This window comes from Polaromonas sp., from assembly GCF_012927455.1.
Classification (GTDB): Bacteria; Pseudomonadota; Gammaproteobacteria; order Burkholderiales; family Burkholderiaceae_C; genus Polaromonas.
Window position 1 is genome coordinate 86,714 of sequence record NZ_JABBPE010000006.1, and the last position, 14,414, is coordinate 101,127.

12 protein-coding genes are annotated in these 14,414 nt (G+C 60.4%); all 12 read right to left on the bottom strand.

Annotated features, from left to right (window positions below):
- Window positions 1–48 precede the first annotated feature (48 nt).
- Window positions 49–1,308, bottom strand: coding sequence for a cardiolipin synthase ClsB (gene clsB / locus HHJ18_RS08120; protein ID WP_296913743.1), 1,260 nt, complete (start codon window positions 1,306–1,308; stop codon window positions 49–51).
- A 169-nt stretch (window positions 1,309–1,477) separates the two neighbouring features.
- Entirely contained in the window at window positions 1,478–1,924 is a 447-nt protein-coding gene (gene nudB / locus HHJ18_RS08125; protein ID WP_296913745.1) for a dihydroneopterin triphosphate diphosphatase, read from the bottom strand.
- 36 nt (window positions 1,925–1,960) lie between these two features.
- Window positions 1,961–3,769 carry an aspartate--tRNA ligase gene (aspS, locus tag HHJ18_RS08130; RefSeq protein WP_296913831.1) on the bottom strand — a complete coding sequence of 603 codons (1,809 nt, stop codon included), beginning with the start codon at window positions 3,767–3,769 and terminating at the stop codon, window positions 1,961–1,963.
- 69 nt (window positions 3,770–3,838) lie between these two features.
- On the bottom strand, window positions 3,839–4,468 hold the full coding sequence (locus tag HHJ18_RS08135; protein ID WP_296913747.1) for a DUF502 domain-containing protein: 630 nt from the start codon (window positions 4,466–4,468) through the stop codon (window positions 3,839–3,841).
- Window positions 4,468–4,848, bottom strand: coding sequence for an FmdB family zinc ribbon protein (locus HHJ18_RS08140; protein ID WP_296913748.1), 381 nt, complete (start codon window positions 4,846–4,848; stop codon window positions 4,468–4,470). The genes HHJ18_RS08135 and HHJ18_RS08140 overlap by 1 nt, the downstream gene beginning before the upstream one ends.
- 142 nt (window positions 4,849–4,990) lie before the next feature.
- A complete protein-coding gene (gene ubiB / locus HHJ18_RS08145) occupies window positions 4,991–6,544 on the bottom strand; it encodes a ubiquinone biosynthesis regulatory protein kinase UbiB (protein WP_296913750.1) in 1,554 nt (517 codons plus the stop codon).
- Complete coding sequence (locus tag HHJ18_RS08150; RefSeq protein WP_296913751.1) at window positions 6,541–7,383, bottom strand: hypothetical protein; 843 nt, start codon at window positions 7,381–7,383, stop codon at window positions 6,541–6,543. The genes ubiB and HHJ18_RS08150 overlap by 4 nt, the downstream gene beginning before the upstream one ends.
- 134 nt (window positions 7,384–7,517) lie before the next feature.
- Entirely contained in the window at window positions 7,518–8,525 is a 1,008-nt protein-coding gene (locus tag HHJ18_RS08155) for a Tim44 domain-containing protein (protein WP_296913753.1), read from the bottom strand.
- A gap of 46 nt (window positions 8,526–8,571) precedes the next feature.
- On the bottom strand, window positions 8,572–9,303 hold the full coding sequence (ubiE, locus tag HHJ18_RS08160) for a bifunctional demethylmenaquinone methyltransferase/2-methoxy-6-polyprenyl-1,4-benzoquinol methylase UbiE (RefSeq protein ID WP_296913755.1): 732 nt from the start codon (window positions 9,301–9,303) through the stop codon (window positions 8,572–8,574).
- A gap of 112 nt (window positions 9,304–9,415) precedes the next feature.
- Entirely contained in the window at window positions 9,416–9,829 is a 414-nt protein-coding gene (locus HHJ18_RS08165; RefSeq protein ID WP_296913756.1) for a DUF971 domain-containing protein, read from the bottom strand.
- Between the two features lie 39 nt (window positions 9,830–9,868).
- Window positions 9,869–10,297, bottom strand: coding sequence for an HIT family protein (locus tag HHJ18_RS08170; RefSeq protein ID WP_296913758.1), 429 nt, complete (start codon window positions 10,295–10,297; stop codon window positions 9,869–9,871).
- Window positions 10,298–10,301: 4 nt separating this feature from the next.
- Window positions 10,302–14,195 (bottom strand): FAD/FMN-binding oxidoreductase, encoded by a 3,894-nt coding sequence (locus tag HHJ18_RS08175; protein WP_296913760.1) that lies wholly within the window; start codon window positions 14,193–14,195, stop codon window positions 10,302–10,304.
- Between the last annotated feature and the right edge of the window lie 219 nt (window positions 14,196–14,414).

Sequence of the window (14,414 nt, forward strand, 5' to 3'; positions counted from 1 at the left end):
AGCAACTGAAGTCTTGTTGCGGGGTGGACTATTCAGCCCCCCTTCGGCTCAGTAACGTTGCCCCGTCACCAGCAGCGCGAGGCGCATCACGGCGTATGCCATCCAGCCCTTAAAACGCTGAAGCAAGGGCCGACGGTTGTAGGCTGCCGGGTCTATGCGCCGCCCGTGATGGGCCATGGCCTCATGCAGGCGGCGGCCCAGCTCTTCGGCGAACGCCCGGTCTTCAACCACCACATTGGCTTCACGGGCGAGCAGCAGGCTCAGCGGATCGAGGTTGGACGAGCCGACAGTCGCCCAATGGCCATCCACGACGGCCACCTTGGCGTGCAGAAAACTCGCCGCGTATTCATGAATCTCTACGCCGGCCGCCAGCAGCGCGCCATAAACCGGCCGCGCCGCGTGGTATTGCATGAAGTATTCGTACCTTCCCTGCAGCAGCAATGTCACGCGCACCCCGCGTTGGGCCGCCCGGATCAGGGCATGGCGCAGTTTGCCACCAGGCAGAAAGTAGGCATTGGCAATGATGATTTCCTGACGCGCCTTGCCAATGGCACGGCGGTAGGCGCGCTCGATGCTGCTGCGGTTGCGCAGGTTGTCGCGCAATATCAGCGCCGCTTTAGCGCCTGGCTTGCCCGCTTGATTGCGAGCCGGGTCGGCTGGCGGGGCGGCGAGCTGCCGGGTAGTGGTGCGCCCACCATAGCCCGCAGCCTTGAACTTTTCCCACGCGACACTCAAATGCCGCTGCCGCGCGCTGTAGCCCGCCTGCACGCGCCACCACAGCAGCGCCATGGCATCGGCGGCCTCCAGCGCCAGCGGCCCGCTGACGGCTACTGAAAAATCAAAGCGCGCCGCTGGCAGTTCGCCGTGGTTGGGATCGTAGAAATCGTCCAGCACGTTGATGCCACCACAAAATACCAGCGCCTGGTCCACCACGCAAAGCTTGCGGTGCAGCCGGCGCCAGCGGTTCGGCACCAGCAGGCCCAGCCCGCGCCGGCCCAACCAGCCGACGCCCAGCGGCGAGTACATGAACCACTGCACGCCCGCTGCGGCGAATTTTTCCTGCCACTCTGCAGGCAAGGCAGCGGTGCCAATGCCGTCGACCAGCACCTGTACCGTCACGCCGCGCGCGGCAGCCCGCACCAGCGCGTCGGCCACCTGCGCGCCGGTCCCGTGAAAGTCAAAAATATAGGTTTCCAGCTGTATCCACCTGGTCGCGCCATCAAAGGCCTTGATCAGCGCCGGGAAAAGCGCCTCTCCGCCCTGAAGCAGTTGCAGCGCCCCGGATTTGCGGAGTTGGGATAGGGGCATCAGCGGGGGCGCGTTGTTGGAGATAGAGGTGTAAGGGCGCTGGCGGGTGTCAGGCCATTGGACCCGACTGCCTCGCCTTTGCCAATGTGGCGCGGCCCAAAGACCGGCCCGGCCTTGCAACAGTCTGCTGCAAACAACAGCGCCGCGAAACGGCCAGCCGCCCCTGCACTCAAGCCAGGAATCTCGGCAGCAGCAGCACTGCTTCAGCATTGGAGGGGGAAAAGCAGCGGTCAGCGGCGGCCTTGTAAGGCAACCACTGCCAGGCCGTGTGCTCACGCGGTGCTAGCGTCACGGCACAGGCGCTGGGCAGGCACAGTCCAAACACATGCTCGGTGTTGAAGCGAACGCCCGGTGCATAACGATGGCGCCAGGCCGGGTAAATTTCGTACACATTCGACAGGCCCCAATCGCGCCATTGCGCAGGCTTGGCTGCAATGCCGGTTTCTTCCATCACTTCGCGCCGCGCCGTCAGCAGCAAAGGCTCGTCCAGCGCATCCCTGGAGCCGGTGACGCTTTGCCAGAAGCCCGGATGGTCCGCGCGCTCTATCAACAACACCTCGAGCTGCGGCGTGTAAATGACCACCAAAACCGACTCGGGAATTTTGAAGGGCTGCAAAGCGTCCCTTTCCGTTATTCCGGCAGTGTCGAGAGACTAGACGGGCTGGGGATTGCGCAGCCGGATATGCAGTTCGCGCAGCTGCTTTTCGTCGACGACGCTGGGCGCATGGGTCAGCAGACACTGCGCGCGCTGGGTTTTTGGGAAAGCAATCACGTCCCGAATTGACTCGGCGCCGGTCATCATGGTCACGATGCGGTCCAGGCCAAAGGCCAGTCCGCCGTGCGGCGGCGCACCATACTGCAGGGCGTCGAGCAGAAAGCCGAACTTTTCCTGGGCTTCTTCAGGGCCGATCTTCAGGGCGTTGAACACCTTGCTCTGCACGTCAGCCTGGTGGATACGCACTGACCCGCCACCGAGTTCCCAGCCGTTGAGCACCATGTCATAGGCCTTGGAAATGCAGCGCCCCGGATCGGTGTCCATCCAGTCTTCATGCCCGTCTTTGGGCGCCGTGAAGGGATGATGCACCGCGCTCCAGCGCTGGCCTTCCTCGTCGAACTCAAACATCGGAAAGTCAACCACCCACAGCGGCCTCCAGCCCTTGGTGAGCAGGCCGGATTTTTTGCCGAATTCGCTGTGTCCAACCTTCAGCCGCAGTGCACCTATGCTGTCGTTGACCACCTTGGCCTTGTCGGCGCCAAAGAACAGGATGTCGCCAGACTGGGCACCGGTGAGCTGGAGGATTTCGGCCATCGCCGCATCGTGAATATTCTTGACGATGGGGCTTTGCAGGCCCGGCCACCGAAGGGCCTTGTCGCCGGGCCCCTTGCTCACATCGTTGACCTTGATCCAGGCCAGGCCCTTGGCACCGTAAATCTTGACAAACTCGGTGTAGCCGTCAATTTCGCCCCGGCTCATTACCGCGCCGCCAGGCACACGCAGCGCCACCACACGGCCGCCCGGGGTCGTCGCCGGGGTACTGAAGACCTTGAAGTCCACCGTCGCCATCACCTCGGTGAGCTCGGTGAACTCCAGGTTGACGCGCAGGTCAGGCTTGTCGGAGCCGTAGCGCTGCATGGCTTCGGCATAGGCCATGACCGGGAACTCGCCCAGGTCAGTGTTCAGCACGGTCTTGAATATCTTGCTGATCATGTCCTGGAACAGATCGCGAATTTCCTGCTCGCCCATGAAGGACGTTTCGATATCGATCTGCGTGAATTCCGGCTGGCGGTCGGCGCGCAGATCTTCGTCGCGAAAGCACTTGGTGATCTGGTAATAGCGGTCAAAGCCGGCCACCATCAGCAACTGCTTGAACAACTGCGGGCTTTGCGGCAGCGCAAAAAAGTGGCCTTCGTTGACGCGGCTGGGCACCAAGTAATCGCGCGCGCCCTCGGGCGTGCTTTTGGTCAGCATCGGGGTTTCAATGTCGATGAACCCATTGGCGTCGAGAAACTTGCGCGTTTCCATGGCTACGCGGTAGCGCAGCATCAGGTTGTTTTGCATGTAAGGACGGCGCAGGTCCAGCACCCGGTGCGTCAGGCGCGTGGTTTCCGACAGGTTGTCGTCATCGAGCTGGAACGGCGGCGTCACGCTGGCGTTCAGCACGATCAGCTCGTGGCACAGCACCTCGACCTTGCCGCTTTTCAGGCTGTCGTTGGTCGTGCCTTCGGGGCGCGCGCGGACCAGGCCTTTGACCTGCACGCAGAATTCATTGCGCACGCCTTCGGCGGTGCTGAACATGGCTGCGCGGTCCGGGTCGCACACCACCTGCACATAACCCTCGCGGTCACGCAGGTCGATGAAGATCACGCCGCCGTGGTCGCGCCGGCGATTCACCCAGCCGCACAGGCTGACGCTTTGGTCCAACTGGGCCTCGGTCACCAGACCGGAGTAATGCGTACGCATTTGAGAAACTTGTGTCACGGGGGTAGTCATAAAACTCAAACTTTCAGCGCCCATTGCGCATTTTCGTATTTATAGGGGGGGGTTCAGCGGTGAGCCGGCAGGCCTTGCGGGAACCACAACACCCATGGAAATCACATAGGTCAGCGCCTGGTCAACACTCATTTTCAATTCGATGCAGTCCGATTTCTTTAGCATCACGAAATAGCCTCCGGTCGGGTTGGGCGTCGTCGGCACGTAGACACTCAGATAGTCGCCCGGCAGATGGTTGACCACGTCGCCGCCAGGGACACCGGTCAGAAAGCCAATGGTCCAGACACCCTCCCGCGGCCACTGCACCAGCAAAGCCTTGCGAAAGGCGTTGCCGTTTTCTGAGAACAACGTATCGGAAACCTGCTTCACGCTGGAATAAATGGAGCGAACAATGGGAATGCGACGCAGCAGGGAATTGCCCCAGCCGCCCAGCTTTTTGCCAAAAAAGTTGCTGGCGATGGCACCCATCAGCAAGATGATCACCAGCGTCAGCAGCACTCCAAAGCCGGGAATGTGAAAACCAAGCAGTTTGTCGGGGTGCCAGGCCAGCGGCAAAATCAGCAGTGTCTGGTCCAGCGTTCCCACAATCCAGTTGAGCACCGCCAGCGTGATAGCCAAGGGCACCAGCACCAGCAGCCCGGCCAGCAACCACCTGCGAATCGAGCTCATCACGAGGTTTTGGAAGAGTCGCCGCCGCCGCTTTTGCTGGCGGACACTGCCGGAGCTGCGGTCGGCGCCGGCGTTGCCGACGCCGGTGCGCTGGCGGGGGTGGCTGCTGCTGCGCCGCTATCTGCAGCCTTGGTGCCGTTGCCGGCCGATCCAGCCGCTTCCGTGTCGCCAGATTTGGCGCCCGCAGCAGCGCTGTTGCCGCCGCGAAAATCAGTCACGTACCAGCCCGAGCCCTTGAGTTGGAAACCGGCTGCCGTGAGCTGCTTTTTAAAGCTCGACTCTCCGCACTGCGGGCAAACCGTCAAAGGCTCATCCGACATTTTTCGCAAGATGTCCTTGGCATAACCGCAGGACTCACATTTATAGGCGTAAATTGGCATGGTGCTAGCGCTTCTGTCTGGGAAAATAGCCTGAAAAAGGCTTGTAATGCAAAGCTCTCGATTATAGGCGTTGCCCCTTACCCCGCAGACCGATTCCTTTAGGGGTGCGCAGGCGCTTTCGATGGGCTTACCAACCGGGGCTTCAAAAGACCTGGACGCGCATAACCATCTGCATTGCCAGCAAGCCCAGGAGGAAGCCGAACCCGCCATAAATAATGGCCTGCAGCAGTTTATTGGTGCGCTTTTGCTCTGCCAACAATGCCTCAAGCTCGCGGCGGTTGGTGCCGGGCGGCGCTTTCAAGTACTGTGACAACAGACGCGGCAGGCCGGGCAGCAATTTGGCGTAGGTAGGCGCTTCGGCCTTGAGCTGGGCCAGCAGTTTCTCGGGGCCTACCTGTTCCAGCATCCACTTTTCCAGAAAGGGTTTGGCGGTACTCCACAGGTCCAGGTCAGGATCGAGTTCCCGCCCCAGGCCTTCAATATTGAGCAGGGTTTTTTGCAGCAAAACCAATTGGGGCTGGATTTCTACCTGGAAACGACGCGACGTCTGAAACAGCCGCATCAGCACCATGCCAAGTGAAATTTCTTTGAGCGGCCGGTCAAAGTAGGGCTCGCAGCAGGCCCGAATGGCGGCTTCGAGCTGATCGGCGCGGGTTGAGGCCGGTACCCAGCCCGATTCAATATGCAGTTCAGCCACCCGCTTGTAGTCACGCTGAAAAAAAGCACTGAAATTCTGCGCTAGATACTCCTTGTCGACCTCGGTGAGCGTGCCCACGATGCCGAAATCCAGCGAGATATAGCGTCCGAAGGTTTGGGGCGCGAGACTGACCTGAATATTGCCGGGGTGCATGTCGGCGTGGAAAAACCCGTCACGGAATACCTGCGTAAAAAAAATGGTGACGCCATCGCGCGACAGTTTTTTCATGTCCACGCCGGCATCGCGCAGACGCTGGGTCTGGCCTATGGGCACGCCTGTCATGCGTTCCATCACCATGACGTCAGGCATGCAGTAGTCCCAGATCATTTCCGGAATCATGACCAGATGCAGACCCTGCATATTGCGTCGCAGTTGCGCGGCATTGGCTGCCTCGCGCAGCAGATCGAGTTCATCGTGCAGATAATTGTCAAACTCTGCAACCACCTCGCGCGGTTTGAGGCGCTTGCCGTCGGCCGATGCTCGCTCGATCCAGCCCGCCATCATGCGCATCAACGCCAGATCTTTTTCAATCGCCGGCAGCATGTTGGGTCGCAGCACCTTCACGGCCACCTCGCGGCCGCCGGGCAGGGTGGCAAAGTGAACCTGGGCAATCGACGCGCTGGCGACGGGCGTGTGCTCAAACGTCGCAAAAATGCGGTCCAGCGGCCTGCCAAAAGCCTTTTCGATCATGGCGACGGCCACGGCGGAATCAAAGGGCGGCACGCGGTCCTGCAGACGCGCCAGTTCATCGGCAACGTCGGGTGGCAACAAGTCGCGCCGCGTGGACATCACCTGCCCGAACTTGACAAATATCGGCCCCAGGCTCTCCAGTGCCTCGCGCAAACGCTCACCGCGCGGGGCCTTCAGATTGCGCCCCAGTGAGACGATGCGCGTCAGCAGCCGGATCCAGGGCTTCTGAAAGCTGGAAAGAACCAGTTCATCCAAACCAAAACGCAGCACGGTCCAGACAATGAAGAAACTCCTGAAAATCCGGCTCATTCAGAGACCTTGGGGGATGTAGCCCCCACGCTTGTCGCTTCGCGTACTACGCTGCCCCCCGAGGGGGCTGAACTTGCTTGGGGCGGCCCGGCGTTGCGTTCGCTGGCCCCCTCGCTTGTCGCTTCGCGTACCACGCTGCCCCCCGAGGGGGCTGAACTTGCTTGGGGCGGCCCGGCGCTGCGTTCGCTGGCCCCCTCGCTTGTCGCTGCGGGTACCTCCGGCGTGTCGCTGCTCGTTTCACCAGGAAACGGGACTGAACTCGATTGGTACGGCTCGGCGCTGCGTTCTGACGCAGGGCTGGCCGCTGCTGACGCAACCGAACCAGTCGACAGCGGTGCCTTGGCCAGAAACTGTTTCAGGCCGGTCATCAAGCGCCGCCCAACATCAGCAAGGGCATGGGCCGGCGCATCGCCTATTAGGCGAGACAAATCCTCCTCGGCATCCCATCGCAGGTTTTCGGCCAACCATCCCAAGTCGGCTGCCAGCTGCACATCCCCCTCAATTTTCAAAGGTGGTGGCTTGCCGGCCAATACCGACTGCACGACAGCCCGGGGCGACTCGGGGGCCAACGACAGCAACAGATCAGGCTTCGCGGCGGGCGGCGCACGATCAACAAGGCCGGCCGCAGTCACTATTAAATCAATAGCAAATAAACCCCATTTGACGTGGACCACCCGGCCTTTTTGTCGCACCAGACGGTCTTGCGCCGCTTTCTCCTGCATCAGCACATGGTTTAGAAACAGCACTAGGCGCTGCTGCCCTTCATCGACCACCCAGACAGGTGGCTGAAAACGGCTGGCAATGGACTCAAGAAACGAAAATGGGGGCGTGTTATTCATACGCCCCCATTTTGCAGGATAAAAAGATTTGAATTCGGCAAAACTTCTTTGACGCGCCTAGTTGCGGTGCTTTGCCACTCTCAAAAAAAAACAGCTCCGCGGCGGATTGCCGCCCGGAAGCCGCCCGTTTCACATCACTGCAGCGCCTGTACGCCAGCGACCAACCAGCCACTGCCACCGCTGCGCGGCTTGGTCATGTTCCAGACCTCGCGGAAAGGACTGGCGCCTGCTGAAGCATCTTCGCGGATCATGCCGGAGAACTCCACGCTGGCCATGTAAACATCTTCCATTTCCTCAATGCCGAGCAGCTGCGCATCCAGCACCACAACATCGGTTTTGTTGGCCACGCCGCCGGTGTGCGATTCCCGGTCCGCCAGCTGCGCCTTAATCTGCTCAAGCATGTCATCGGTCATCATGGCACGCAGATTCTGGATATCAGAATGGTCCCACGCATCTTGCAGCGTGATGAAATTGGCCTTGCAGGCCTTGAGAAAGCCGTCGGCATCAAAACCTGCGGGAACACCCCAGGACTGGGATCCGCCTAGCGCCGAACCAATTTGCGACCCGCCAGCAACTGCGCCGACATCGGGCTTGTTGGCGTCAAAAGCCATGGGGCTTCGCTCCCAGGGCCGGGCCGATGAATCGTTACCTACATTTTCGGGGCTGTAGTTTTTCGGTGTGGTGGCGTTTGCTGCACCGCCAGCACCCTGAAAAGCAAAGGGCGTCTGGGAACGCGTGGCGCCGGGTGCGTTGGCCGCCCCACCCTTAAGCTTGCGCATGACAAAGCCAATCACTACCATGACTACCAGCGCCAGCAAGGCAAACATGATGATCTGGCTGAACGCCCCACCCAGGCCCAGCGACGAAGCCAGCCAAGCCAAGCCTAGACCCGCAGCCAGGCCGCCGAGCATGGCGCCCCATGGCTTTTTGGGCGCGACCGGAGCCGGTGCGGCTGCCGGGGTTACGGGTTTTGCCGCGGAATTCGCGTTATTGGCACCGCTGGGCGCCTGGCGCTGCGTCACGTTAGGAGACTGCTTACCAAACGACGAGCCGCCCCCCATGCGCTTGGCATCAGCCGCGGTTCCTGCCAATGTCAGAGTTACGGCGAGCACCGTGGAAAGAATTGCCGACCAGATTTTCATATCGTCTCCTTGAGCAGGGTTTCAAACCTGATTACTTTTCAACTTTTCAACACTTGATTCCAACATGCAAGGCCACTACGCCGCCCGCCATGTTGTGATAGTCCACATGACCAAAACCACCTTTGCGCATCATGGTTTTGAGTTCTTCCTGTCCGGGATGCATGCGAATCGACTCGGCCAAGTACTGGTAGCTCGCATCGTCATTGGCCACCAGTTTGCCAATCCTGGGCAAGACCTTGAAGGAATACCAGTCGTAAATCTTTTCCAGGGGCTTGGCCACACTGGAGAATTCCAGCACCAGAAGCTTGCCGCCGGGTTTGAGCACCCGGTTCATTTCACTGAGCGCAACGTCCTTGTGCGTCATGTTGCGCAGACCAAAAGCCACCGTGACCAGATCAAACCGAGCATCGGCAAACGGCAAATGCTCGGCATCACAGACCAGCGTGGGCAGGTTCACGCCCGCGTCAATCAACCGGTTGCGGCCTTCGCGCAGCATGGCTTCGTTGATGTCGGTGTGCACCACGCGCCCGCTGGCGCCCACCTTGGGCGCGAAAGCCATGGCCAGGTCACCCGTCCCGCCGGCAATATCCAGCACCTGCTGGCCCTCTTTGACGTTGGCGACCAGCACCGTGTAGGCCTTCCAGGCGCGGTGCAGTCCCATCGACATCAGGTCGTTCATCACGTCGTATTTGGGCGCGACAGAATCGAACACGCCGCGCACGCGCCGCGCCTTTTCCCGCTCGTCGACAGATTCAAAACCGAAATGGGTATTGCTCATAAATTGAATGCTAGCGGGCAAAGCCCGAATTGAAGGTTACAACCTCTGAAAATTCAGGGCATTGTCGGGTTTCAGACTGGAAAAGCAACAAGAAATCAGCCAGAGGCCGCCGTTAATGACTGCCGCAGGCATGCCCACCCGCTTCAAGCATGGGCGCGTCACGCTCGGCCCCTGCAGCCTGTAGTCGACTGAGGTAGTCGTCCCAGAGGCGGCTTTGCTCGGAGCCCAGGTAGTACAGATAGTCCCACGAGAAAATGCCGCTTTCGTGTCCATCGGAGAAGACCGGTTTGACGGCATAGTTGCCAATCGGCTCCAGCTCAACCACATCCACTTCGCGCTTGCCGGTTTGTAAGACCTCCTGCCCCGGCCCGTGGCCCTGAACTTCTGCGGACGGCGAGTACACACGCATCAACTCAAACGGAATCTTGAATTCGGCACCATCCGAGAACGCCACTTCGAGAATGTGCGACTGGCCGTGAACCGTTAACGCTGTAGGCGTCGGTGACCCTGCTTGAAGACCTGCCATGGTGATGTCCTTCTTTCTGAAAATTAAGCTGCAGACGCATCAGTGCGCCATTTTTTCGGCAATCAGCCGGTTCACATCCAGGCAACGGGTCGCGAGCGCCGCCACCTTTGCCTCATCCGGCGCACGCTGCGGCGCACTCCACACCGGCGCCGGGAAATGGCTGTCCCAGTCAAAGCGAGCCACTACATGCCAGTGCAGGTGCGGCACCGCATTGCCCAGGGCGGCCAGGTTGATTTTGGTCGGCTGCAGTGCGCTGCGCAGAATCTGCTCGACCGTCACGACGGCATTTATGCAGACCGCACGTTCGTCCGCTGAAAGGTCGGAAAACTCGGCCACATGGCGATTCCAGACCACGCGGTAAAACGCCGGAAAGCCCGCTTCGCTGGCTTGGATGATGCGCCACTGCTGGTTGCGATACACCAGCAATCCGCCGTCACTCTCGCACAGGGGACAAGCACTGTCATTCATGGGGCTAGACCAGCACCCGCTCGATGCCGCCGCGGTTGGCCGCAGCCACATAGTCGGGCAACCACTGCTTGCCGAGAATTTGATTGGCCATCTCGACCACGATGTAGTCAGCCTCCAGCAGACCGTTTTGCAGATCATTGCCGTAGCGCGTCAGGCCCTGCAAGCAACTCGGGCAACTGGTCAGAATCTTCACGTTGGCGGTTTCGCTGACAGCGCCCGAGGCGCGAAGTTCAGCCTCGCCCTTGCGGATTTCCTCTTCTTTGCGAAAACGCACCTGCGTCGAAATGTCCGGCCGCGTCACGCCCAGTGTGCCCGACTCGCCGCAGCAGCGCTCGCTTTTAAGCACGTTCTCGCCAATCAGCGCCTTCACCGTTTTCATCGGGTCGCCCAGCTTCATCGGGTTGTGGCAAGGCTCGTGGTACAAAAAGCCGCCCTGACCCGCCGGCAGAGTGATGCCTTTTTCCAGCAGGTATTCATGAATGTCAATGATGCGGCTGCCCGGGAATATCTTGTCAAACTCGTAGCCCTGCAACTGGTCATAACAGGTGCCGCAGCTAACCACCACGGTCTTGATGTCCAGGTAATTGAGCGTATTGGCCACGCGATGAAACAGTACGCGGTTGTCGGTGATGATTTTCTCGGCCTTGTCGAACTGGCCGCTACCGCGCTGCGGATAACCGCAACACAGGTAACCCGGTGGCAGCACGGTCTGCACACCGGCGTGCCACAGCATGGCCTGCGTCGCCAGACCGACCTGGCTGAACAAGCGCTCGGAACCGCAACCCGGGAAATAAAAAACCGCCTCGGTTTCAGCCGTGGTGTTTTTTGGATCCCGGATGATGGGCACGTAGTCCTTGTCCTCGATGTCCAGCAGCGCCCGCGCGGTTTTCTTGGGCAGGCCACCGGGCATTTTCTTGTTGATGAAGTGAATCACCTGCTCTTTGACGGGTGATTTGCCGACGGTCGCCGGTGGTTGGGCGGTCTGTTTGCGCGCCACGCGGCGCAGCAAGTCGTTGGCCAGGCGCTGCGCCTTGAAGCCGACGTCCACCATGGCGCTGCGCATGAACTTGATGGTTTGCGGATTGGTCGCATTCAGGAAGAACATCGCCGCTGCATTGCCCGGCCGGAAGGACTTCTGGCCCATCTTGCGCAGCAAATTGCGCATGTTCATCGACACTTCGCCAAAATCAATGTCCACCGGGCACGGGCTCAGGCACTTGTGGCAAACCGTGCAATGGTCAGCCACGTCTTCAAACTCTTCCCAGTGCTTGATGCTGACGCCGCGCCGGGTCTGCTCTTCGTACAAAAAGGCCTCGACCAGCAGCGAGGTCGCCAGAATCTTGTTGCGCGGGCTGTACAGCAGGTTGGCACGCGGCACATGGGTGGCGCACACCGGCTTGCATTTGCCGCAGCGCAGACAGTCCTTCACGCTGTCGGCAATCGCGCCGATGTCGCTTTGCTGCATGATCAGCGACTCATGCCCCATCAAGCCGAAGCTGGGCGTGTAGGCGCTGGTCAAATCGGCCTGCAGCCCAATAGATTCGGGTGCAAGCTGCTCCTTATTTCGTAGCAACTTGCCTTTGTTGAAGCGCCCTTGCGGATCGACCCTGGCCTTGTATTCGGTGAACGGCCGCAACTCCTCGTCGGTCAGAAACTCAAGCTTGGTGATGCCTATGCCGTGTTCGCCGGAAATCACGCCATCGAGCGAGCGCGCCAGCGCCATGATGCGCGCCACGGCTTCGCGCGCGGTTTGCAGCATCTCGTAGTCATCGCTGTTGACCGGCAAATTAGTGTGCACATTGCCGTCACCCGCATGCATGTGCAAGGCCGCCCAGACGCGGCCCTTGAGCACGCGCTTGTGGATGGCATTGCATTCCTCGAGAATCGGCAGAAAGGCGCCACCGCTGAAAATGGCCTTGAGCGGCGCGCGCAGCTGGGTTTTCCAGCTGGCACGCAGCGAGTGGTCCTGCAGTTGCGGGAAAAATTTGTCCACGCCCTGCAGCCAGCCGGCCCAGAGGGCGCGCACCTCGGCAATCAGCGCCAGCGCCTGGTCGACTCGGTCTTCTAGCAACTCCGCCGACGGCATCTCGCTGGCATCGTCCGATTTACCCAGAGGCAGCTTGCCCTTGAGGAAAAATGCCTGTAACTCGTCACACAGCGCGATCTTGTTGCGCAGGCTCAATTCAATGTTGATTCTCTCTATGCCGTCGGTGTACTCGGCCATGCGCGGCAGCGGGATCACCACGTCTTCATTGATCTTGAAGGCGTTGGTGTGGCGCGAAATCGCCGCCGTTTTCTTGCGGTCCAACCAGAATTTCTTGCGCGCTTCCGGGCTGATGGCGACGAAGCCTTCGCCACTGCGCGAGTTGGCGATGCGAACGATTTCGCTGGTGGCGCGGGCCACCGCATCGGCGTCGTCACCGGCAATGTCGCCAATCAGCAGCATCTTGGGCAGGCCGCCGCGTTTGGATTTGGTGGCATAGCCGACAGCGCGCAGGTAGCGGTCGTCCAGATGCTCCAGGCCGGCCAGAATCGCGCCGCCGCGCTTTTGCTCGGCGAACATGAAATCCTTGATTTCCACAATACTCGGAACGGCATCCTTGGCATTGCCGAAAAACTCCATGCAGACGGTTCGGGTGTGGGCCGGCATGCGGTGCACAATCCAGCGCGCGCTGGTAATCAGGCCGTCGCAGCCTTCTTTCTGGATGCCCGGCAAGCCGCTTAAAAACTTGTCGGTCACGTCCTTGCCAAGACCTTCCTTGCGGAAGGTCTTGCCCGCAATATCCAGCCGCTCGGTGCGGATCAGCGTCGTGCCGTCGGCTTCAAAATACTGAAGGTCAAAGCTCGCCATTTCAGCGTCGTGGATCTTGCCCAGGTTGTGGCCCACGCGTGTCACTTCCAGCCACTGGGCGTCGGGCGTGACCATGCGCCAAGACGCCAGGTTGTCCAGCGCCGTACCCCACAGCACAGCCTTCTTGCCGCCGGCGTTCATGGCAATGTTGCCGCCAATGCAGGACGCTTCGGCCGAAGTCGGATCGACCGCAAAGACGAAACCGCCGCGCTCGGCCGCATCGGCCACACGCTGGGTGACCACGCCGGCTTCGGTCCACACCGTGGCAACGCTTTGCGCAACGCCGGGCAGCGACACCATCTCAACCTCTGTCATGGCTTCGAGCTTTTCGGTATTGATGACAGCCGACTTCCAGGTCAGCGGAATCGCCCCGCCGGTGTAGCCGGTACCGCCGCCGCGCGGAACAATCGTCAGGCCGAGCTCGATACAAGCCTTGACCAGGCCAGCCATTTCTAACTCGGTATCGGGCGTGAGCACCACAAACGGATATTCGACACGCCAGTCGGTGGCGTCGGTGACATGCGAGACGCGTGACAGCCCGTCAAACTTGATGTTGTCCTTGAGCGTCAGCTTGCGCAGTTTGCGCTCGGTCTGGCGACGCAGGCTGGCTATTTCCTCAAACGAGGCGGAAAAACGGCTGACCGCACTGCGCGCGGACTGCAGCAACTCGCCCACCATGGCATCGCGCTGGCTGTCGGCCTCGGGCGTGCGGCGCTTTTCAACTTCGCTGAGGCGATGCTGCAAGGCCTCGACCAGCATCTTGCGGCGTTTGGGGTTGTCCAGCAGGTCGTCTTGCAGGTAGGGGTTGCGCTGAACCACCCAGACGTCGCCCAGCACTTCATACAGCATGCGGGCCGAGCGGCCAGTGCGCCGCTCTTCGCGCAGCAGGACCAGCAGATCCCAGGCCCGCGCCCCCAGCAGGCGAATGACGACTTCGCGGTCGGAAAAGGAGGTGTAGTTGTAAGGAATCTCGCGGATGCGCGATTCACTGGCTTTTGCCTCATCGGCAAAAGCGGTCATTTCTTGAAGGGTGGTAGGTGCGTTCATCGTAGAAATTCAGCTGCTTTCGGACCCACAATCCGGACTCCCGGATCAACATCCCGCGCTGTCACGCTATGGTACCGCAGCACCGTTGCCGCGCACGACGCGCGGGTATGGCGTCAAGGAAAGCCCGCTTGCCTGAAAGACACTCGCTCGCTTAAATGGCGCTGTCACAAACAGTTTTTAGACTGTTACATTTAAATCGACACGTTCCCTTCAGGAGTC

Excerpts from the sequence above, each read along its gene's own strand:
- HHJ18_RS08150 (WP_296913751.1), bottom strand. The coding sequence starts at position 7,383 with ATGAATAACACGCCCCCATTTTCGTTTCTTGAGTCCATTGCCAGCCGT.
- HHJ18_RS08155 (WP_296913753.1), bottom strand. The coding sequence starts at position 8,525 with ATGAAAATCTGGTCGGCAATTCTTTCCACGGTGCTCGCCGTAACTCTG.
- ubiE (WP_296913755.1), bottom strand. The coding sequence starts at position 9,303 with ATGAGCAATACCCATTTCGGTTTTGAATCTGTCGACGAGCGGGAAAAG.
- aspS (WP_296913831.1), bottom strand. The coding sequence starts at position 3,769 with ATGCGTACGCATTACTCCGGTCTGGTGACCGAGGCCCAGTTGGACCAA.
- HHJ18_RS08175 (WP_296913760.1), bottom strand. The coding sequence starts at position 14,195 with ATGAACGCACCTACCACCCTTCAAGAAATGACCGCTTTTGCCGATGAG.
- clsB (WP_296913743.1), bottom strand. The coding sequence starts at position 1,308 with ATGCCCCTATCCCAACTCCGCAAATCCGGGGCGCTGCAACTGCTTCAG.
- HHJ18_RS08135 (WP_296913747.1), bottom strand. The coding sequence starts at position 4,468 with ATGAGCTCGATTCGCAGGTGGTTGCTGGCCGGGCTGCTGGTGCTGGTG.
- ubiB (WP_296913750.1), bottom strand. The coding sequence starts at position 6,544 with ATGAGCCGGATTTTCAGGAGTTTCTTCATTGTCTGGACCGTGCTGCGT.
- HHJ18_RS08140 (WP_296913748.1), bottom strand. The coding sequence starts at position 4,848 with ATGCCAATTTACGCCTATAAATGTGAGTCCTGCGGTTATGCCAAGGAC.
- HHJ18_RS08170 (WP_296913758.1), bottom strand. The coding sequence starts at position 10,297 with ATGAATGACAGTGCTTGTCCCCTGTGCGAGAGTGACGGCGGATTGCTG.
- HHJ18_RS08165 (WP_296913756.1), bottom strand. The coding sequence starts at position 9,829 with ATGGCAGGTCTTCAAGCAGGGTCACCGACGCCTACAGCGTTAACGGTT.